General features: G+C 66.6%; 20 protein-coding genes and 1 riboswitch. Of the genes, 15 read left to right on the plus strand and 5 right to left on the minus strand.

Features of this window, described 5'->3' with window-relative positions; translation table 11 throughout:
• Nucleotides 1–13 precede the first annotated feature (13 nt).
• Complete coding sequence (locus tag P5G50_RS01685) at nucleotides 14–1,174, minus strand: TDT family transporter (protein WP_301209962.1); 1,161 nt, start codon at nucleotides 1,172–1,174, stop codon at nucleotides 14–16.
• A gap of 84 nt (nucleotides 1,175–1,258) precedes the next feature.
• Between P5G50_RS01685 and P5G50_RS01690 the strand changes: the two genes are divergently transcribed.
• Nucleotides 1,259–2,152 carry a LysR family transcriptional regulator gene (locus P5G50_RS01690; protein ID WP_301209963.1) on the plus strand — a complete coding sequence of 298 codons (894 nt, stop codon included), beginning with the start codon at nucleotides 1,259–1,261 and terminating at the stop codon, nucleotides 2,150–2,152.
• Nucleotides 2,153–2,216: 64 nt separating this feature from the next.
• Here the strand turns inward: P5G50_RS01690 and P5G50_RS01695 are convergent, their stop codons facing one another.
• The 3 genes from P5G50_RS01695 to P5G50_RS01705 are packed head-to-tail and all read right to left on the minus strand — an operon-like array spanning nucleotide 2,217 to nucleotide 5,853.
• On the minus strand, nucleotides 2,217–2,795 hold the full coding sequence (locus P5G50_RS01695; protein WP_301209964.1) for a histidine phosphatase family protein: 579 nt from the start codon (nucleotides 2,793–2,795) through the stop codon (nucleotides 2,217–2,219).
• Nucleotides 2,792–4,324, minus strand: coding sequence for a MutS-related protein (locus P5G50_RS01700; protein ID WP_301209965.1), 1,533 nt, complete (start codon nucleotides 4,322–4,324; stop codon nucleotides 2,792–2,794). The genes P5G50_RS01695 and P5G50_RS01700 overlap by 4 nt, the downstream gene beginning before the upstream one ends.
• Nucleotides 4,321–5,853, minus strand: a complete 1,533-nt coding sequence (locus tag P5G50_RS01705) for a MutS-related protein (RefSeq protein WP_301209966.1) — start codon at nucleotides 5,851–5,853, stop codon at nucleotides 4,321–4,323. The genes P5G50_RS01700 and P5G50_RS01705 overlap by 4 nt, the downstream gene beginning before the upstream one ends.
• Before the next feature lie 34 nt (nucleotides 5,854–5,887).
• Nucleotides 5,888–5,950, minus strand: a riboswitch (Fluoride riboswitch).
• Between the two features lie 176 nt (nucleotides 5,951–6,126).
• Here P5G50_RS01705 and P5G50_RS01710 point away from each other — a divergent pair.
• From P5G50_RS01710 to P5G50_RS01740, 7 genes are all read left to right on the plus strand, one after another.
• Nucleotides 6,127–6,645, plus strand: a complete 519-nt coding sequence (locus tag P5G50_RS01710; protein ID WP_301209967.1) for a universal stress protein — start codon at nucleotides 6,127–6,129, stop codon at nucleotides 6,643–6,645.
• On the plus strand, nucleotides 6,642–7,397 hold the full coding sequence (locus tag P5G50_RS01715; RefSeq protein WP_301209968.1) for a 2,3-bisphosphoglycerate-dependent phosphoglycerate mutase: 756 nt from the start codon (nucleotides 6,642–6,644) through the stop codon (nucleotides 7,395–7,397). The genes P5G50_RS01710 and P5G50_RS01715 overlap by 4 nt, the downstream gene beginning before the upstream one ends.
• Nucleotides 7,398–7,448: 51 nt before the next feature.
• Nucleotides 7,449–7,919, plus strand: a complete 471-nt coding sequence (locus tag P5G50_RS01720; RefSeq protein ID WP_301209969.1) for a fluoride efflux transporter FluC — start codon at nucleotides 7,449–7,451, stop codon at nucleotides 7,917–7,919.
• Complete coding sequence (gene crcB, locus P5G50_RS01725) at nucleotides 7,916–8,296, plus strand: fluoride efflux transporter CrcB (protein WP_301209970.1); 381 nt, start codon at nucleotides 7,916–7,918, stop codon at nucleotides 8,294–8,296. Before P5G50_RS01720 ends, crcB begins: the two co-directional genes overlap by 4 nt.
• 157 nt (nucleotides 8,297–8,453) lie before the next feature.
• Nucleotides 8,454–9,830: a phosphopyruvate hydratase gene (eno, locus tag P5G50_RS01730; RefSeq protein WP_301209971.1), complete on the plus strand. Its 1,377-nt coding sequence runs from the start codon at nucleotides 8,454–8,456 to the stop codon at nucleotides 9,828–9,830.
• 107 nt (nucleotides 9,831–9,937) lie between these two features.
• The gene (locus P5G50_RS01735) at nucleotides 9,938–10,417 is read left to right on the plus strand and encodes an MFS transporter (RefSeq protein WP_301209972.1); all 480 of its coding nucleotides are present in this window, start codon (nucleotides 9,938–9,940) and stop codon (nucleotides 10,415–10,417) included.
• Nucleotides 10,309–11,172, plus strand: a complete 864-nt coding sequence (locus P5G50_RS01740; protein WP_363319449.1) for an MFS transporter — start codon at nucleotides 10,309–10,311, stop codon at nucleotides 11,170–11,172. The genes P5G50_RS01735 and P5G50_RS01740 overlap by 109 nt, the downstream gene beginning before the upstream one ends.
• Before the next feature lie 136 nt (nucleotides 11,173–11,308).
• Here P5G50_RS01740 and P5G50_RS01745 read toward each other — a convergent pair whose 3' ends face one another.
• Nucleotides 11,309–11,713, minus strand: a complete 405-nt coding sequence (locus P5G50_RS01745; protein WP_301209974.1) for a four-helix bundle copper-binding protein — start codon at nucleotides 11,711–11,713, stop codon at nucleotides 11,309–11,311.
• 165 nt (nucleotides 11,714–11,878) lie between these two features.
• Between P5G50_RS01745 and P5G50_RS01750 the strand changes: the two genes are divergently transcribed.
• From P5G50_RS01750 to P5G50_RS01780, 7 genes are all read left to right on the plus strand, one after another.
• The gene (locus P5G50_RS01750; RefSeq protein ID WP_301209975.1) at nucleotides 11,879–12,088 is read left to right on the plus strand and encodes a heavy-metal-associated domain-containing protein; all 210 of its coding nucleotides are present in this window, start codon (nucleotides 11,879–11,881) and stop codon (nucleotides 12,086–12,088) included.
• Between the two features lie 97 nt (nucleotides 12,089–12,185).
• Nucleotides 12,186–14,423 (plus strand): heavy metal translocating P-type ATPase, encoded by a 2,238-nt coding sequence (locus P5G50_RS01755; protein ID WP_301210037.1) that lies wholly within the window; start codon nucleotides 12,186–12,188, stop codon nucleotides 14,421–14,423.
• A gap of 21 nt (nucleotides 14,424–14,444) precedes the next feature.
• Nucleotides 14,445–14,702, plus strand: a complete 258-nt coding sequence (locus P5G50_RS01760; protein ID WP_435870814.1) for a YHS domain-containing protein — start codon at nucleotides 14,445–14,447, stop codon at nucleotides 14,700–14,702.
• Between the two features lie 58 nt (nucleotides 14,703–14,760).
• Entirely contained in the window at nucleotides 14,761–16,986 is a 2,226-nt protein-coding gene (locus P5G50_RS01765; protein ID WP_435870815.1) for a heavy metal translocating P-type ATPase, read from the plus strand.
• An 18-nt stretch (nucleotides 16,987–17,004) separates the two neighbouring features.
• On the plus strand, nucleotides 17,005–17,322 hold the full coding sequence (locus P5G50_RS01770) for a metal-sensitive transcriptional regulator (RefSeq protein WP_301209976.1): 318 nt from the start codon (nucleotides 17,005–17,007) through the stop codon (nucleotides 17,320–17,322).
• 111 nt (nucleotides 17,323–17,433) lie between these two features.
• Nucleotides 17,434–17,910, plus strand: a complete 477-nt coding sequence (locus P5G50_RS01775; protein ID WP_301209977.1) for a DUF6153 family protein — start codon at nucleotides 17,434–17,436, stop codon at nucleotides 17,908–17,910.
• A 90-nt stretch (nucleotides 17,911–18,000) separates the two neighbouring features.
• A complete protein-coding gene (locus P5G50_RS01780; RefSeq protein ID WP_301209978.1) occupies nucleotides 18,001–18,588 on the plus strand; it encodes a DUF305 domain-containing protein in 588 nt (195 codons plus the stop codon).
• The last annotated feature ends 26 nt before the right edge of the window (nucleotides 18,589–18,614 follow it).

Genomic DNA, 18,614 nt, shown 5'->3' on the forward strand with positions numbered 1-18,614 from the left:
GGTGCGGCCTCCTTCACGCCACCGGCATCGGCGGGGCAAGGAGAGTCCCCCGGATGACGCTGCCGTGGAAGGTGCGCACAGCGACTGTGATCCACGCCGTGACAAGTCCTGCGTACGCGATGATCGCGAGCCCCTGGAGAACCACAGACCCGGTGTGGAGGGCGAGGCCGGTGATGCCGGTCACGCAGGTCCCGACCGGGAAGGTGAACGACCACCAGGTCAGCGAGAACGGCAGCTTCTCGCGCGCCGTCCGGAGTGTGATCCCACCCGCCAGCGCGGCCCACAGCAGTGCGAAGCCGAGGACCGGGACGCCGTAGACGATGCCGAACAGCTCCAGGCCGCGAGCGAAGGTCCCGGAAAAGACGAGGTGGGCGTTTCCCCCGAGAAGATTCGCGGCAGTGATCGATTGCCCGAGCGGCCCGAGCACGATCCAGAGTGTCGGGACGGCCGCCGCCGCACCGACCTTGTGCCGGGCGAGGCGCCCCCAGATCAAGGTGATGACGATCACCGAAGCCACAAGGCTCAGGCCGAACATCGCATAGCACGCGAGCAGCATCGTCAGTCGGGGCTGGCCGGCGGGGACGTACGGCAGCAGCAGCGCACCCGTCGCCGCTGAGACCATCGGCGGGACGACCGGCATCAGCCACCCGCCGAAAGCCGAGTCTTCGGCGATCTCGTGCCGCGTGAACGTGAGGTAGGGCACCGCGATCGCGCTGAACAGGCCGAGCACAGTTCCGATGGCCCACAGCACCGAGTCGACGGTCACGGCGGCCGGGAGGCCGATCACGTCTTTCCCCAGCAGCAGTGTTCCCGCGCCGACCGTCAGCATCGCCATCGGCGGGGCGCCATAGAAGTGCGCCATCACCGGGTTGAGGTGGTGAGAGAGCGCCGTCTGGCGGTGGCGGAGCCAATGAACCGCCGTAGCGCCCACAAGTGCCACCAGCAACAGGGCAGCGACTGCCCAGACGATGGTCGCCGGAATGCGCAGCACCGGCGCGATGATCGGGAGAGTCGCAGCCGCGTTCGCGACAATACCGGTTCCCATAACCGACGCGAACCAGTTCGGGGTGATGTTCGAGAACGCCTGCGCTGGGTGCACGAGGTCGCGAAGGAGCAACCGTCGCGATGCGACCGGCGCCGGCGCCGGCGCCGGCGAGAGGGTGACCGATTTCATGCTTCCAGACTGTCGGTCATCGCGGTCGAGCGCGACGGGCCTACGCTTGTAACGTCACAAGGCGTTCTTGTATCGGGGGGTCGCATGTCCATTCGGGTCGACATCGACACCCTTCGCCTGCTCACCGAGATCGGACGGTCCGGGAGCCTCTCCGGCGCCGCCCGCGAGAACGGCGTCTCGCAGCAGGCGGTGTCGGCGCGGATGGCCTCGCTGGAACGAGAGATCGGCATCACGCTCCTCCACCGGACGCCGCAGGGGACCTCCTTGACCGAAGCCGGGGTGTTGGTGACGGAATGGGCCCTACCGCTGCTGGAAGCCGCCGACCGCTTCACATGGGCGGCCACCACGCTCCGGTCGACATCGTCCACGAGTCTGCGCATCGCTTCCAGCCTGACGATCGCCGAGCACCTCGCACCCGATTGGATCGTCGCACTCCGCACGGCCGATACGGCTCTCCGGATCGAGCTGATCGCACTGAACAGCGCCACCGTTGCGGAGAGCGTCCGTGCCGGCAACGTGGACATCGGGTTCATCGAGACACCCGACATCCCCGACGACCTCGCCTTCAAGAACTTCGCCACCGACGAGCTGATCGTCGTCGTGGGTGCGACGCACCCGTGGGCGAACCGACGATCCGGCGTCACAGTCGCTGAACTCGCCTCCACTCCCGTGCTCTCCCGCGAGCGCGGCTCCGGCACCCGCCTCGCCTTCGAGCGTGCCCTGACCGAAGCCGGGCACCCGCCGGTCGACCCGGCCGCAGAGCTGTCGACAGCCGGCGCCATCCGCTCCACAGCCGCCGCCGGGCAGGCCCCCGCCGTTTTGAGCATCTTGGCGGTTCGCGAGCAGCTCGCCACCGGCGTCCTCCGCCGGGTGACTCTGCGCGCAATGCGGATCGTGCGGCCCCTGACCGCGATCTGGCGCGGCGACCGCGAGACCTCCGCGGTCCAGCGAGTTCTCGATGTCCTCGCGGGCCGCTGATCGACGCACACAGAACAAAACGGGGCGACGGGCCCGAGGAAGGCGGTCAGTTGTGCGCGGAACCTCACGCCGTGCCGGGAATCGGCTCCTGGTCCAGCTGCACAACCGACCACACGCCGTGCTCGAGCAGCAGTTCGCTCCAGGATCCCGTACGCACACGTGCGGTCCGACTTGCCGGGTCGATGGCTTCAAGGAGCGGTCGAATGACCGCATCGTGGGTGACGACGCACACCGCCCCGTCGGACGCTCCCGCGAGCCGATCGAGCGCGCGCATGGCCCGCTCGAGGACACGGGAGAGGGGCTCCACGCCCGGAGCGGCGTCGATGCTACCGAACTCTGCGACGACCTCCTGTTTGACCTGGCCTGTCCAGTGTCCGTAGTCGCGGTCGTTGAACGCTGAGTCGGTCTCCACCGCGCAACCGCAGCGTTCAGCGATGATCCGCGCTGTTGTGACGGCGCGGTCGAGGGGGCTGGAGCGAACTTCCACGACTCCACGAGAGGCGAGCGCGTCGGCAACAGCACGCGCTTCGGCGATGCCGGTCTCGTCGAGGGGCGGGTTGGCGAGCCCGCGCAGTCGGCCTTCGGCGTTGAGGGCGGTCTGGCCGTGCCGGACGAGGAGGAGCGGGTGCGGGCCGTCGTTCATCTCGCTCCCTGGGATGGGAGTGTCGGTTGCAGTTCGTCGGGGTCCAGTGTCGTCCCGAATATCCGTTCATACAGGTCGGCGCCGAAGCTGGTGGGCAGTGGGATGCCCCGTTGGATGCGGAAGTCCCGGTGTCCGTCGTCCTCTCGGCCGGCACGGAGGAAGACGGTGTCCGTTCGCTTCTCCTCGTGAGCACGGCTCGCGTACTCGTACAAGTGGGTGACGAAGGCGACGGAGACTCCGCTGTCCCGGAGCGCCCCGATGACGTTTCGGGCGATTTCTGAGCCTTCGCGTTCGTTGGTCGATGCGAAGGACTCGTTGAGCAGGGTGAGCCCGCCCGGTTGGGCTGCATCGACGGTGGCGCTCATGCGTGCCAGTTCCTCGTCGAGGCGACCGCTGGTTCGCGCGGCGTCTTCCTCGCGGGTGAAGTGGGTGTGGATGGTGGTGCGCAAGGCTGTGGAGAAGGACTCGGCCGGCACGAACAGGCCGCAGTGCGCTAGCAAGGTGGCCTGGCCAATGCTGCGGAGAAAGGTGGACTTGCCTCCTCTGTTCGCGCCGGTGATGACGGTCACGGTGGTGTGGTTCAGGTCCAGCGTGTTCCCGACGACCGGTGACCCGGACAACAGGACCAGCGCCGCGTCATAGAGACCGGTGCAGGTGAATCCCGGGGACGCGTGGAAGCTTGGCAATGCAACGGGCTCTTGGAAGGAATTCAGCGCATTGTGAAGGTTGCACGCGCCGACGAAGAAACCTGCCTCTGTCCGTAGGGCGTTCCAGAAGCCGGTGAGGTGATCGGCCGCCTGACCGAGCGCGTCCGCGACCGGGTCTAGTGCGCGGTCCTTGAGCTCGCTGAGCGCCTTGTATCCTGCTTCGTCACGGTCGGGAAGGGTGAAGGTGTGGTCGGGGCGTCGGAACCCCAGGCGCACCAGGAGCGGGGGTCGGGTCAGCGGTGGCCGAGTCAGGGTGATACCGGTGGCCTTGTTCGCGGTGCCGAGCGTGGCGGCTGCATCGACGCCGTGGGGGAAGGTCAACTCAGTGAGCAGCACGGTGACTTGCTCGAGCCACTCGTCCGACACGTCCTGTTCGAGTGCAGCGAAGAAATCGGTGAACGCCTGCGACTGGAATGTCGCGGCGTTCGCGCGTGCGAGTTCGCGCAGTGCTTGGAGGTGCCGAACGTGGATGCGGAGCACCTCGATGGAGTGATGCACCACCCCGGCGGGCGTGAACAGTCCCCATCCGTATGCCTTCTTGACCTCGTCCAGGGCGTGCTTCGGCGCCTGATAGAGCTCCAGGATCGTCTCGGAATTCGCTAGGGCGTCCCGCACCGCCGCCTGTCGGTAGGCGATGGCGGCTGGGTCGTTGAGCGGTTGGTGCAGCATCGCCGTCGCGACGGTCTCGACGGTCGTATCGTCGCGGGCCATCGCCCGCACGAGAGCGCCAAGCTCGAGGTCGACGAATCGGTCGCGCGCAAGCTCATCAGGTTGGTATTCGACCGTGGCGTCACGGTCGCGATACAGCAGTCGCGGCCTCATGAGAGGACCCGTTCTCGGATGCGCTGTGGCGATAATCCGTACTTCTCGGCGATCGCGGTGGCGTGCGCGAGTCCATCCGGTGGCCGGCGGACAATGCGGAATGTGCGGCGCATGGGGTCGTCCGCAGCGACCTCGGCCACGACGCTGACCACTGACGGCGTCATCACCGCCAGCTCGTCCAGGAAAGTGACCGTGACCCCAATTGCGCCGGCGTCGAGCAGCGCGTGGAGGACGCGTTCGTTCAGGGAGAGCGCGTCCTGGGCGGTGGTCGAGCTGAAGAGCTCGTTCGCGATGACGATGGAGTTTGAGGTAACGCGCTCGAGGATGTCCCGTACGCGGATGAGGTCGTCTTCGAGGCGGCCTCGCAGCAGAGCGAGGTCCTCCTGACGCTCAAAATGCGTCAGTAGAAGATCGAAGCGAGCCAGCCGTGCGGTGCGTGCGGCGACCGGGAACCCGAGCGCGGCCATCCAGTGCAGCTGACCGAACACGCGGGCGAAGGTCGACTTGCCACCCTGGTTGGCCCCGGTGACGACAAGGAACTGCTCGCCCGGCGCGAGACGGATGTCGTTCGGGACGATGGACGCGCGGGTTTTCGGTTGGGCGGCGAGTTGCAGGTCGTAGCCGTCGACGACCTGCACGCTTCGGTCCGTGGTGAGTTCGGGCAAACAGGTAGGTAGTGTCTCTCCGGCCGCCGCCTTCAGGTGATCCAAGACGGAAAGGTACAGGTGCAGTCCGCGTTCATATCGCGCGACAGTCGTGGCTAGGAATGCGGCATGCTCGCCGGCGAAGCGTTCGAGCGCTTGGAATGCGGAGGGGAAGACTTCCGCAACGAGGTCGAGGACGCCCGCTTCGACGCGGTTCATCTCGACAGCGTCGACGAACCGTGTGCGATGCGAACCCGCGTCCGTCTCTTTGAAGCGGGCGAAGGCGCCGGCGACAGCAGCACTCTGATCCGTGCCGCTTGCGTCTGCCAGAACGGTGACGCTTCCGCCCTGAATGTGGAAGTCGTACTTGACCGCGTCCAGTTGTGCAGCGACCGAGCGGGCATCCATGCTCAGGCGTGTGAATGGCTCAGAGCGAACATACTCGGCGAGTACTTGTGCGGCGGCTTGCAACGCTTCCGAGCGGAGCGGGCACCTGGTCAGAGCATCGGCGGCGGTGCCTACGACGCCGGCGTATTGACGGGCGGCATCCAGTAGAACCCGCTGGGCCTGTCGCGGATACCGCAATCGCCGGGCCAGGCCGAGGGATTCCCGCACCGCCGCGATGCCTGCGACGAACGTGCGGCAGGCAGCAATCACGTTTGGAGTGTCGAGATCGGCGAAAACGCCGTGGCGGTACTCGACCGTGGGAGCATCGGCCACGGTCCAGAACACCGCGGCCAGCTCCAGCGGGTCGTCGCCGAGCACGTCGGTGACGATCTGATCCAGGCCGAGATCAGGGAAGCATCCCGGCTGTTCTTCCGCCAGCTGCTTCGGCTGGCCGGGTGGGAACAGCAGACTGGTGGGCGTTACCTCGCGGTCGGTCATCGGCGCTCCTCTACCCGGACGCGTGCAGCGTCACATTCAGGTAGAAGCCATCAGCGGGGACCCGCGGTTGCCGGTGAGCCTCATCACCGTGGTGCGTGCCGTAACCATAACACCGTCGCATCCGGACTTGTACCCGCGACGGCTTCTGGCATTATGGGAGCTGACGGTTCGCCGTCGCGGTGGTGGGGCTCGCCGCAACCAACCTCGGCTTCGCCGACAACGGTCCCTATCTCGTGAGACGCGCACGCCCGTGCGCCCGGAGATAGGAGCACGATGACCGATCACAGGCCCGAACCGCCGCCGCGTGGGGTCATTCTCGTCGGAGTGGCGAAGGATCTCGCGGACGCCGTCCTGGTCGTCGCCTCGCGCCTGGCGGCGGACCTCGGCTGTGACCTGGTCTGCGCGACAGTGGACCCGAACCGCTACGCCGTCGACGAAGGGGCCGACGGCACGGTCCGCTCCGTTCCGATCGACCCTGATCTGCCGGAGTTCGAGGAGGATGTCTTCGATCCTGCACTGACCCGCCGGATCGAGAAGCTGCTCGCCGGGACGCGGGTCTCCTGGAGCAAACGCACTCTCGCCGGCGATCCCGCGCGTGCCCTCGGCCACCTTGCGGAGAAGCTCGATGCCCGGATGATCGTCGTGGGAACCCACGAGGCTGGGCTGCGCACCAGCATGCGCGAGTTCTTCCGGTCCTCCGTCGCTGTTCATCTCGCTCACCGGCAACGCCGACCCGTCCTCGTCGTACCGCTCTCCCCGGTCGACGATGGCCGAGCCTTGCCGTGGGAGTGAGGGAACGGGTCGCCGAGGTCTACCTGCTCCGCCACGGTGAGAGCACGGCCAACGCGCGAGGACTATTCACCGGTGTCCTGAACCCGGGGCTGAGTGAACTCGGCCGGGAAGAAGCGCGACGCGCTGCAATGCTCCTGGCGCAAGCCGGCGTCCGTCCCACTCGGGTGTTCTGCTCAGCGCTGCGGCGAACAATCGAGACCGCGCAGGAAATGGGCGCGGTCATGGATTTGCCGCGGGCCGAAGTCGAATGGCGACTCGACGAACGCAACTACGGGGCCCTGACCGGACTCTCGAAGACGGAGGTCGCCCGACGTGCAGGCCAGGCACGCTACCGGGAGTGGCGACGCTCCTACGACGTCGCACCGCCGCCGATGTCGGAGGCCGAGATGGCCCGACTCCGTGGCAGGCCGCCGTTCAATCGGTTGCCGTCCCAGGCGCTCACAGCCACGGAATCTCTCGCCGATGTCGTACGCCGGATCACACCGTTTCTCGACGATGTACTTCTCCCTGCGGCCGGCGCCGGCCGCCCGATCCTGGTGATCGCGCACGGTAACTCCCTGCGCGCGTTGCTGTTCGTGGTGCAGCAGTTGACGCGCGAGCAGGTCGAGCAGCTGAACATTCCAACCGGTCACCCGCTGCGCTGCCGGTTCGAGCTGAGTCACGGCCGCTTCCGGCTGCGGTCGGCAACCTACCTCGACCCCGAGGCGGCGGCCGACGCCGAGGATGTCCTTCGAAGCCAAGGGGGTACCTGAATGGTGTCCCGTCGTGAAAGGAGCCGGCTCCTGAATACCGAGAGCCACACCATGCCCGTCGATCCCGACGTCGTCGCCGACGATGTCCCGGCGAGGCGGACACGCCCTGTCCACCTCCACTGGAGATACATCGGCCTCGTGTTCGCCGGCGGCGCCATTGGCACCACGATCCGCTATCTCCTGTCGCTTTCAGTTCCGACCGTCGACGGGATACCCGTGATCACCTTCGCGATCAACGTGGTGGGTGCGTTCGCCCTGGGCTGGCTTCTCGCCGGTCTCTCCCGGGGGCCGGACCAAGGCATGAGACGAGTTGTGCGGCTCTTCGTCGGGACAGGGGTACTCGGCGGGTTCACGACCTACAGCTCCTTCGCTGTCGACACCGATGGACTCATCGTCGCCTCCAACATCGCGGGAAGCATCGCGTACGCCGTCGCGACTCTCCTCGTCGGTGCGCTCGCCTCGCTCGCCGGCATCGCCCTCGGCACGGCCATCAACCGCCGCGCGAGCGGAGGGACCCGATGACCGGCTTCCTGGTTGCCCTCGCAGTCGCCGCCGCCGGTGGAGTGGGCGCGGCCAGCCGACTTGTCGTCGACGGCATCGTGAAGTCACGAGTGACGATCCCGTTCCCACTCGGCACGACCATCATCAACATCTCGGGGTCGTTCCTGCTCGGGCTCGTAACCGGTCTCGCCACCTTGGCGCTGCTTGCACCGGAGTGGCGGGCCATCATCGGAGTGGGACTGCTCGGCGGGTACACCACATTCAGCACCGCAAGCTTCGAGACCGTCCGCCTCGCGCAGGAGGGCCGATATCGTGCCGCGGCCGTCAACAGTGTCGGCATGCTCGCCGGCGCTCTGCTCGCCGCGGGGCTCGGCCTGTGGATCGGCTGGCTGGTATGAGAAAACCATCCGCACGGTGTTCCGTTTCCCCCGATTGTGTGCCACACTCCCAACCAGCGCTTCGGCGCTTCGGCGGTGGGGCTCGCCGACACCAACTTCGATGCCGACAACAGTCCCTATCTCACGCGATCACGCACGCCTGGAGATAGGAGACACCATGCACGAGCACGGCTACACCGGCCACATCGACGCCGCCCACCAGGGCCACTACATCAGCCACCCCGAAACGCACCCGGTCGCGATCGAGCGAGTCACCGCCCGCCAGATCCTCGACTCCCGCGGCTACCCCACGGTGTCGGTCACGCTCCACCTGCACGATGGCATGCAGGTCTCTGCCTCCGCGCCCGCCGGAGCATCAACGGGGGCGTATGAAGCCGTCGAGCTCCGCGACGACGGGCCCTCCTATTCCGGTCGAAGCGTTCACCGCGCCGTTGCCGGCGTCGAGACGGAGATCTCGCCCGTGCTGGCGGGCCGCCATTGGACGACGCTGCGTGAACTGGACGATGCCCTGCGAGCGCTCGATGGAACCGAGAACCTTACTCGTCTCGGCGCCAACGCGGTGGTGGCCGTGTCCATCGCCGCAGCCCGCGCTTTCGCACACGCCTCGGAAGTTCCGCTGCATGTGTGGCTTGCTCGGGTCACCGACAGTGCGCAGAGACTCCCCGTCCCGCACTTCAACGTACTCAACGGCGGCGCTCACGCGGCCAACCCGCTGGAGTTCCAGGAGTTCATGATCGCCCCCGTCGGGGCCGCGGACGAGGCAGCCGCAGTGGAGGCCGGAGCAGAGATCTACCACGCCCTCGCCGCCCGGGTGAAGGCTCGATTCCACACCGCCGGCCTCGGCGACGAAGGCGGCTTCGCCCCCGACATTGCCAGCCCAGAAGAAGCGATGGAACTCCTGGTGCAAGCCATCCAGGACGCGGGGTACACCCCCGGTCTGAACGACGTAGCAATCGCCATCGACCCTGCAGCGAACGGCTTCTACGAGCGGGAAGGAAAGTACAAGATCGCCGGAAAGCTCCTGGGTCGCGACCAGCTCGTCGACTACTACATCAAGCTCCTCGACGAGTACCCGCTGCGCTCCATCGAGGACGGCTTCGCCGAAGACGACCATGCCGGATGGAAGCTGCTCTACGACGCCGTCGGCGACCGCACACAACTCGTCGGCGACGACCTTTACGTGACCGACCCCCGGCGAATCTCCGACGGCGCCCGCAACCACTACTCCAACGCGGCACTGATCAAGCCCAACCAGATCGGCACTGTCAGCTCCACGCTGGACGCCATCGCAACCGCCCGTCGACTCGGCATGCAATCGATGGTCTCCCACCGCTCCGGCGAGACAACCGACGCCTTCATCGCCGACCTCGTCGTCGGAACAGGAACCGGGCAGATCAAATCCGGCGCCCCCGCCAGAGGAGAGCGCGTCGTCAAGTACAACCGACTGCTCGACATCGAGCTGGACAACAAGTCCCTCCCCTACGGTCTCGAGCTGGCTCCCACCCACGCACCCGAGGTGGCGTTGGAGCCCTGAGAACACTTCCGCCCACATCGGGTTATCCACGTGACCCGGCGCGGGAGTGAGAGGGGGAGCGCCTTCACACCGAGGCGCTCCCCCTCGTTTGGACTGAAGGAGAGCCGGTGACATCGCCGCATAACGCTCGCAAGGACGAGGACGCGAAGTGGCTCACGCTGGGAGTCGCCTCCATCGGTGCGGCCAGCTTCTTCTCGGATGCCGGCCATGAAATCGCGACGAGCGTCATGCCCGCGTTCCTCACCTCCGTCCTCGGCGGCAGCGCAGCAACTCTCGGCCTCATCGAGGGCATCAGCGACGCACTCACGGGCACCATGAAAGTGATCGGCGGCCCGCTCGCCAACGACCCTGCACGGCGGCGCAAGCTCGCCACCGGTGGGTACATCGTCACCGCTGCAGCCACCGCCGCGATCGGGTTCGCCACAGCGGTCTGGCAGGTGGGGGTGCTTCGAGCCCTCGCCTGGGCAGCTCCGGGGGGGTGCGATCACCCGCCCGGGATGCGCTCCTCGGCTCCCTTGCCAGACCGCATACGTTCGGACGGGCGTTCGGTCTTGAACGCGCGGGCGACAACCTCGGCGCCGTGGTAGGGCCGCTCCTGGCGGCTGTGCTCGTCGCGTGGCTCGGTCTTCGACCGGCGATCTGGTTCGCATTCGTCCCTGGGATGCTCGCTGCCATCGCCATCATCGTCGCCGCCCGTGAAGCGAGAGGACCCACGACTGGAGTGCGTCGCCCAATGCGCTTGGACGTTCGGGGGCTCCGCCGCGCCGGGATCGGAAGGCCGCTTCTGCCCGTGCTGCTCTTCGAGTGCGGCAATCTCGCAACCACGCTGTTGATCCTGCGGGCGACGGACCTGTTCACGACCCTCGGGTTCGCAAACGCTGCCTCGCTCGCGATCCTGCTCTACGCGGGCCACAATGCCGTCGCCGCCCTGATCGCCCTTCTGGGAGGCTTCTGGCTCGACCGCGTCGGGCCGCGGCGCGTGTTCGCGTCGGGGGCGATCGCCTATGTCCTCGCGTACGGGCTCATCGCCCACGCTTCGATCCACTGGGGGTTCGCCGTCGCGGGCTTCCTGCTCGCAGGAGCGGGCATCGGCCTGGCCGAGACAGCTGAGTCCGCTCTCATCGCTCGGATACTCCCGGACGAACTCAGAGGCAGCGGATTCGGCGTCGTCGGAGGAATCCAGGCAGTGGGGAACATCGTCGGAACGGTTGTTGCGGGGGCGCTCTATGCGACAGTCTCTCCGGCCGCTGCGTTCACGTACGCGGGAGCATGGATGTTGCTGTCAGCTTGCACGGCCGGCGTCTTCCGAGCGCGGGCACCGTCAGGGCAGAACCCGGGGTAGCCAATCACCGCATAAAGCGGCGAGACGCGCCACTGCACAGACACTGGTTCGTGCCAGCGATCATCGAAAAGAAGGTTCTCTCATGCAACCGCCCGTGCGCGGTGCCAATGGGGATGGCGCCTTCGCCACGCCGTTATCACATAGCGGCGAGCAGTGCGGCACACGCCCGTTCGCAGCGCCGACATACCTCAGCACAGATTCGGCAGTGCTCGTGCATGTCGGCATGCTTCTCGCATTCATCCGCACAGGCGCCGCATACGGTGCGGCACGATTCAAGCGCCGCCCGCGTGACGTTGGCGTCATATTCGGTATGACGGGAGAGGACATTGCCGGTCGAAGCACAGATGTCTGCGCAGTCGAGATCCGTCCGGATGCACTTGATGAGCTCGGCGACCATCTCCTCGCTGAGGCATGCATCCGCGCAGGCCGTACAGGCCTGTGCGCACTCGATGCATGCCTCGATACAGCCGCCCAGCTTGTCGCGGTCCACGCCTCCGAGATCCGCCGGATATGTCTCGAGCATTCGCGTTGCGGTCGACATGGTGACTGCCCTTCCTCTTCATTGATCCCGCCTGCCCATGCGACGGTACCCGCCACATCGCCGTTCTCCACCCGCAATCGCGACTTGCGGGAATACCGCCCAGGGGTATCCTGTTGGTAAAGCGGTGATACCCTCCCTGGGTATGCACGATTCGATGGAGGAACGATGGAAACAATCGACTACCAGGTGACAGGGATGACCTGCGAGCACTGCGAGCGTGCAGTGTCCACCGAGGTCGGTCAGGTGACCGGCGTCGACAGCGTGAAGGTGTCCGCGAGCGACGGCATCTTGCACATCACTACCGGAACCGGAGTCGACGACGCGGCGGTGCTCGCCGCGGTCGATGAGGCGGGCTACGCCGCCGTCCGCAAGTAAGACCGAGACCTCGTCTCACCACCGCAAGGAGCCCAACGTGTCAGCATCTCCCACCACCGCCGCCGCCGGATCGACCCTTGAACTCGAGGTCGGCGGGATGACCTGCGCGTCGTGCGCCATGCGGATCGAGAAGAAGCTGAACCGGCTCGACGGCGTAACGGCGACGGTGAACTATGCCACTGAAAAAGCTCGCGTGACGATTCCGGCCGGCATGGACGTCACGGCGGTCATCGAGGAGGTCGAAAAGACCGGATACACCGCAGCGCTGCCGGCCGCCAAGCCGGACGCAGCTGGGAAAGACGACGACCCGGAGCTCACCGGACTGCGCAACCGCCTGATCGGAAGCGTGGCGCTGTCGGTTCCGGTCATCGCGCTGGCGATGATCCCCGCTCTGCAGTTCACCTACTGGCAGTGGCTCTCACTCACCCTCGCTGCACCCGTCGTGGTCTGGGGCGCGTGGCCGTTCCACAAGGCCGCCTTCATCAACGCCCGCCACGGGGCGGCGACCATGGACACACTCGTCTCGATCGGCACCCTCGCGGCGTTCGCGTGGTCGCTGTATGCGCTGTTCTTCGGCACCGCCGGGATGCCGGGAATGACCCACGGGTTCAGCTTCACGGTCGCTGCCTCCGACGGCGCCGGAAACATCTACCTTGAGGTCGCATCCGGGGTGACCACGTTCGTCCTCGCCGGGCGCTACTTCGAGAAGCGATCCAAGAGGCAGGCTGGCGCCGCGTTGCGAGCCCTGCTGGAGTTGGGCGCGAGGGACGTCGCGATCCTGCGGGACGGTCAAGAGACTCGCATCCCGATCGAGAAGCTGCACGTTGGTGACGAATTCATCATCCGGCCCGGCGAGAAGATCGCCACGGATGGTGTCGTCGTCGACGGTGCGAGCGCGATCGACATGTCGCTGCTGACCGGCGAATCGGTGCCGATCGAGGTCACCGTCGGGGATACGGTCTCCGGTGCGACCGTCAACGCCGGCGGCCGCCTGCTCGTCCGGGCCACCCGGGTGGGCAGCGACACCCAGCTGGCTCAGATGGCCAAGCTGGTCGAGGATGCCCAGTCAGGCAAGGCCGAGGTGCAGCGCCTCGCCGATCGAATCTCCGGAATCTTCGTGCCCATTGTGCTCGGCATTGCCGTGATCACTCTGGCCGCGTGGCTGATCACCGGCCATCCGGTCGCTGCAGCGTTCACCGCCGCGGTGGCCGTGCTGATCATCGCCTGCCCATGCGCACTCGGCCTGGCCACCCCGACAGCGTTGCTGGTCGGGACGGGTCGCGGCGCGCAGCTCGGCATCCTGATCAAAGGACCGGAGGTGCTGGAGTCCACCCGCACCGTCGACACCATCGTGCTGGACAAGACCGGAACCGTCACCACCGGAAAAATGACACTGATAGACGTCGTGACGGCTCCGGGGGTCGACGAGACCGAGCTCCTGCGCGTTGCGGGCGCCGTCGAAGCAGCATCGGAGCACCCCATCGCCCGCGCCGTCGCCGCCGCAGCGACGGATCAGAGCGGCGCGCTTCCCGTCCCGGAGTCCTTCGTGAACATCGAGGGCCGCGGAGTGCAAGGCGTCGTTGATGGCCACCTCGCGCTGGTGGGCCGCGCCACCCTTCTCGAGGACTGGTCGATCACACTCGACCACGCCCTCACCGCCGCCAAGAACGCTGCGGAAGCGGCCGGCCGAACGGTCGTCAGTGTGGCCTGGGACGGCGAAGCCCGCGGCCTGCTTGTAGTCGCTGACGCCATCAAACCGACCAGCCATGAGGCGGTTGCTACCTTCAAGCAGATCGGGCTCACTCCGATCCTTATCACCGGCGACAACGCCATCGTCGCCCGAGAGGTCGCCGAGGCCGTCGGTATCGAAACGGTGATCGCCGACGTGCTCCCCAAAGACAAGGCAGAGACCATCCGCCGGCTTCAGGCCGAAGGCAAGACCGTGGCGATGGTGGGTGACGGCGTGAACGATGCGGCAGCCCTCGCAACCGCCGATCTGGGTCTCGCGATGGGGACGGGCACCGACGTCGCTATCGAAGCGGCCGACGTCACGCTGGTCCGCGGCGACCTGCGGGCCGCCGCTGATGCGGTTCGCCTGGCCCGTCGAACGCTGGGCACGATCAAGACCAACCTGTTCTGGGCATTCGCCTACAACGTCGCCGCGATTCCCCTGGCCGCCCTGGGCCTGCTCAACCCGATGATTGCCGGAGCCGCGATGGCGTTCTCCAGCGTCTTCGTCGTCAGCAACAGCCTCCGCCTCCGCAGCTTCCGCCCCCGCGGCACAGCCACCACTCCGACCACCAACACCCCCACCCGCGTCCTCGAGACCGCCTGACCACCCATGAAAGGGAACACCATGAGCGACAGCTGCTACAGCACCACCAGCAACCTCCACGACGACGCCGCCATGCCCGCCGGGGCCACCAACCTCCTCGGCGGCGCCGGCGCAGACGACCTCACTGAGTGCGTCGTGATGAAGGGCAGCACCGTCAGCAAGGCGAAAGCAGAAGCAGCCGGCCTCTACCGTGACTACAACGGTGAGCGGTACTGGTTCTGCTGCGCTGGCTGCGCACCCCGTTTCGACGCTGATCCCGCACGCTACGTCGCCGCGTAACCGTCACCGCCCGGTACAGGCGGACTCCAGCACATCACCCAAGTGAAGGGCTAACACCATGACCGATCACAACGGGCACGACCACCACGCCGGCCACGTCATTCCAACCGGAACCGAATCTGTTCACCAGCAGCACGCCGGAGACTTGAGTGACAGTGGACACGACGCGAGCCAGCATGCTGGACACGACATGACCCGGCACTCCGGACATGACATGGCCGGACACGGCGGACACGGTGGGATGGGCGGCCACGCCGGACACGGTGACCACGTCGGCCAGTTCCGGCGGCTGTTCTGGATCATGCTGATCATCGCCATTCCCGTTGTCGGGTTCTCTCCGATGTTCGCCATGATCCTGGGATACCCGCTGCCGGACGCGGTCTGGGTGGCATGGATCTCACCAGTCCTCGGCACGGTCATGTACGTGTGGGGCGGCCGTCCCTTCCTCACCGGCGCGGTAAGCGAACTGCGAGCCCTCAAGCCAGGGATGATGCTTCTGATCGCGCTGGCGATCACGGTCGCGTTTCTGGCCTCCTGGGGCGCCAGCCTGGGCATCCTGGATCACGAACTCGACTTCTGGTGGGAGCTCGCACTCCTGATCGTGATCATGCTGCTCGGGCACTGGATCGAGATGCGGTCCCTGGCGCAAACCACCTCCGCCCTCGACTCGCTCGCCGCCCTGCTACCCGATGAGGCGGAGCGTGTGGAGGGCGACATCACCGTGCAGGTCGCCCCCTCTGACCTTCAGGTCGGCGATATGGTCGTGGTCCGCCCCGGCGGGCGGATCCCGGCGGACGGGCGGATCGTCTCCGGGTCGGCGAGCATGGACGAGTCGATGATCACCGGCGAATCCCGCACTGTCCGCCGTGACGTCGGCGACGCCGTCGTCGCCGGCACCGTCGCCACTGACTCCGGTCTGCGTGTCGAGATCACAGCTGTCGGCGACGATACCGCCCTCGCCGGTATTCAGCGCCTGGTGAGCGACGCGCAGAACTCCTCCTCTCGGGCCCAGCGGATCGCTGACACCGCAGCCGCCTGGCTGTTCTGGTTCGCCCTCGGCGCCGCCGTTATCACCGCGTTGGTGTGGACGATGATCGGGCTCCCCGATGAGGCCGTCGTACGGACCATCACCGTTCTGGTGATCGCCTGCCCGCACGCGCTCGGCCTGGCCATCCCGCTGGTGGTCTCCATCGCCACCGAACGCGCCGCGCGCGGTGGTGTCCTGGTGAAGGACCGCCTTGCCCTGGAGAGCATGCGGACCGTCGACACGGTGCTCTTCGACAAGACTGGCACCCTGACCAAAGGCGAACCCACAGTCACCGCCATCGAGACCATCGATGGCACCAGCTCCGATCAGCTCCTGGCTCTGGCAGCAGCTTCCGAAGCCGACTCCGAGCATCCTCTTGCCCGGGCGATCGTCAACGCCGCCGCGGCGCGCAACCTGCAGGTGAGCGGGGCGAGCGGTTTCGAGTCGTCGCCGGCTGTTGGCGTGTCGGCCACAGTCGACGGCCACCATATCCAGGTCGGCGGCCCCAACCTGCTGAACGAGGCGGGCGTTGAGGAACTTCGTGTCGCCGACGCCTGGCGGGAGGATGGCGCGATCATTCTGCACGTTCTCATCGACGGGCACGTGGCAGGCGCGCTGAAGCTCGCCGACGAGATCCGCCAGGAGTCCCGGCAGGCCGTCGACGCGCTGCACGCGCAGAACGTGCAGGTCGTGATGATCACCGGCGACGCCGACACCGTCGCCAACTCGGTCGCGACCAACCTCGGCATCGACCGGTACTTCGCCGGAGTCCGACCAGAGGACAAGTCCGCCAAGGTCAAAGAACTCCAGGCGGAAGGCCGCAGGGTGGCGATGGTCGGCGATGGCGTGAACGACGCCCCCGCCCTCGCCCAAGCCGACGTCGGCATCGCCATCGGCGCCGGTACGGATGTCGCCATCGCCTCTGCAGGAGTCATCCTCGCCAGCGACGACCCCCGCTCCGTGCTCTCGGTCATCGAGCTCTCCCGGGCCAGCTACCGCAAAATGAAGCAGAACCTGTGGTGGGCGGCCGGTTACAACCTGATCTCCGTGCCACTCGCCGCCGGCGTCCTCGCACCCATCGGCTTCGTCCTGCCCATGTCCGTCGGCGCCATCCTGATGTCCCTGTCCACCATCGTCGTCGCGCTCAACGCCCAACTGCTGCGCCGCCTCGACCTGCGACCCGAGACCAGCGCGCGAACCGCCCTCGAACGATCCCGTACTCTGCCTGAGACCAAGCAACCCGCCTCCCGCATCTAACCCTCCTTGGAGCGCTCCATGAACGACACCGCAACTGCCACACAACACGAACACGAACACGGCTACATCACCGACAAAGCCAGCTACATGCGCCGCCTCAGCCGCATCGAGGGACAAGCCCGCGGAATCGCGCGGATGGTCGATGAAGAGCAGTACTGCATCGACATCCTCACCCAGATCTCGGCGCTGACCTCCGCCCTCAAGAGCGTCGCCGTCGGCCTGGTCGACGACCACCTCAAGCACTGTGTCGCCGACGCTGTCCTACTCGGCGGCGAGGAAGGACAGGAGAAGATCAAGGAGGCCAGCGACGCCATCGCCCGGCTCGTTCGCTCCTAGGAGCGCCACCCGTACACGGCCGTCTCGTGCGTCCTCGTACTCCCAGAAGATCATCGCCCTTGAGCCTGTACCCTGAACCCTGAATCCGGTCGAAACGTCGTAGGAGGTGTCGTGGTCAGCAACAGCATCCGCTTGCCACGGCTCAGCGGGATGCAGCGCATCGTCGTGCTGCTGCTCGCCGTGACCGGCATCGTCGTCGGTCTCCTCGCCATGCACACGCTCACCACGGTCGCCGGAGACCACACCACCCACCACGCCACCGCCGCAGCGACTCACGACCACGCCGCGGTGGCTTCCACCGCAACGGCGGCAGTACATCCTGCCGCCATTGCCGACAACGCCATGACGGGCATGCCCGGCCCAACGAGCGACTGTAACGGCACCTGCGACTCCGGCCACAACATGGCGAACATGGTCTGCCTGCTCGCACTACTCGTGCTCACGCTAGTCGTTACCCTGCGGGTGATCTTCACCCGATGGGGCAACGACCTGCACCGGCTCGTCGCCGCGCTGACCGCCGCCCTCCCCGCCGTACTGGCGCCTCCCTCACCACCCTCTCTTCACATCCTCTCCATCAGCCGAACCTGATTCGACCGTCCCCGGCCCTGCTCCGGGCACCGAGGCCTGCCCACCGGCCGGTCTGACGAATCAGTTTTCGAGCAAGAGAGAAGTACGCACATGAAGATCAAGACGATGGCGCTCGCCTCCAGCGCCGCCCTGGCCACCGCCCTCATCCTGGCTGGCTGCTCCAGCCCCACCACCGGCGGTCACTCCGGAATGGACATGGGCGGATCCTCCGCCACCAGCACCGCCACGAGCGAGCACAACGACGCCGACGTATCGTTCACCCAGAACATGGTCATGCACCACCAGCAGGCCATCGAAATGTCCGACATGGTCCTTGCCAAGACCGGCGTCGACGCAAAGGTCACCGAGCTGGCGCAGAAGATCAAGGCCGCGCAGCAGCCGGAGATCGACACGATGAACGGCTGGCTGAACAGCTGGAACGTGTCCATGGGCATGTCCCACGACATGGGCGGCATGATGTCCGAATCCGACATGAGGGACCTCAAGGACGCCTCCGGTGCGGACGCAAGCAAGTTGTTCCTCACTCAGATGATTCAGCATCACCAGGGCGCCATCGAGATGGCGAACGAGGAAGTCAAGACGGGGAAGAACACGGATGCCGTGGCCCTGGCGAAGAAGATTGTCACAGATCAGACCGCCGAGATCGCCACGATGAAGGACCTGCTCAGCAGCCTGTAGTCCGTCCCACCGACGGGCGGGTGTCG

Source organism: Leifsonia williamsii, from assembly GCF_030433685.1.
Taxonomy (GTDB): Bacteria; Actinomycetota; Actinomycetes; order Actinomycetales; family Microbacteriaceae; genus Leifsonia; species Leifsonia williamsii.

What these genes read in the sequence shown, in the direction of transcription:
- P5G50_RS01685 (WP_301209962.1), bottom strand. Translation starts at nt 1,174, where the DNA reads ATGAAATCGGTCACCCTCTCGCCGGCGCCGGCGCCGGCGCCGGTCGCA.
- P5G50_RS01690 (WP_301209963.1), top strand. Translation starts at nt 1,259, where the DNA reads ATGTCCATTCGGGTCGACATCGACACCCTTCGCCTGCTCACCGAGATC.
- P5G50_RS01695 (WP_301209964.1), bottom strand. Translation starts at nt 2,795, where the DNA reads ATGAACGACGGCCCGCACCCGCTCCTCCTCGTCCGGCACGGCCAGACC.
- P5G50_RS01700 (WP_301209965.1), bottom strand. Translation starts at nt 4,324, where the DNA reads ATGAGGCCGCGACTGCTGTATCGCGACCGTGACGCCACGGTCGAATAC.
- P5G50_RS01705 (WP_301209966.1), bottom strand. Translation starts at nt 5,853, where the DNA reads ATGACCGACCGCGAGGTAACGCCCACCAGTCTGCTGTTCCCACCCGGC.
- P5G50_RS01710 (WP_301209967.1), top strand. Translation starts at nt 6,127, where the DNA reads ATGACCGATCACAGGCCCGAACCGCCGCCGCGTGGGGTCATTCTCGTC.
- P5G50_RS01720 (WP_301209969.1), top strand. Translation starts at nt 7,449, where the DNA reads ATGCCCGTCGATCCCGACGTCGTCGCCGACGATGTCCCGGCGAGGCGG.
- crcB (WP_301209970.1), top strand. Translation starts at nt 7,916, where the DNA reads ATGACCGGCTTCCTGGTTGCCCTCGCAGTCGCCGCCGCCGGTGGAGTG.
- eno (WP_301209971.1), top strand. Translation starts at nt 8,454, where the DNA reads ATGCACGAGCACGGCTACACCGGCCACATCGACGCCGCCCACCAGGGC.
- P5G50_RS01745 (WP_301209974.1), bottom strand. Translation starts at nt 11,713, where the DNA reads ATGTCGACCGCAACGCGAATGCTCGAGACATATCCGGCGGATCTCGGA.
- P5G50_RS01750 (WP_301209975.1), top strand. Translation starts at nt 11,879, where the DNA reads ATGGAAACAATCGACTACCAGGTGACAGGGATGACCTGCGAGCACTGC.
- P5G50_RS01755 (WP_301210037.1), top strand. Translation starts at nt 12,186, where the DNA reads ATGACCTGCGCGTCGTGCGCCATGCGGATCGAGAAGAAGCTGAACCGG.
- P5G50_RS01760 (WP_435870814.1), top strand. Translation starts at nt 14,445, where the DNA reads ATGAGCGACAGCTGCTACAGCACCACCAGCAACCTCCACGACGACGCC.
- P5G50_RS01765 (WP_435870815.1), top strand. Translation starts at nt 14,761, where the DNA reads ATGACCGATCACAACGGGCACGACCACCACGCCGGCCACGTCATTCCA.
- P5G50_RS01770 (WP_301209976.1), top strand. Translation starts at nt 17,005, where the DNA reads ATGAACGACACCGCAACTGCCACACAACACGAACACGAACACGGCTAC.
- P5G50_RS01780 (WP_301209978.1), top strand. Translation starts at nt 18,001, where the DNA reads ATGAAGATCAAGACGATGGCGCTCGCCTCCAGCGCCGCCCTGGCCACC.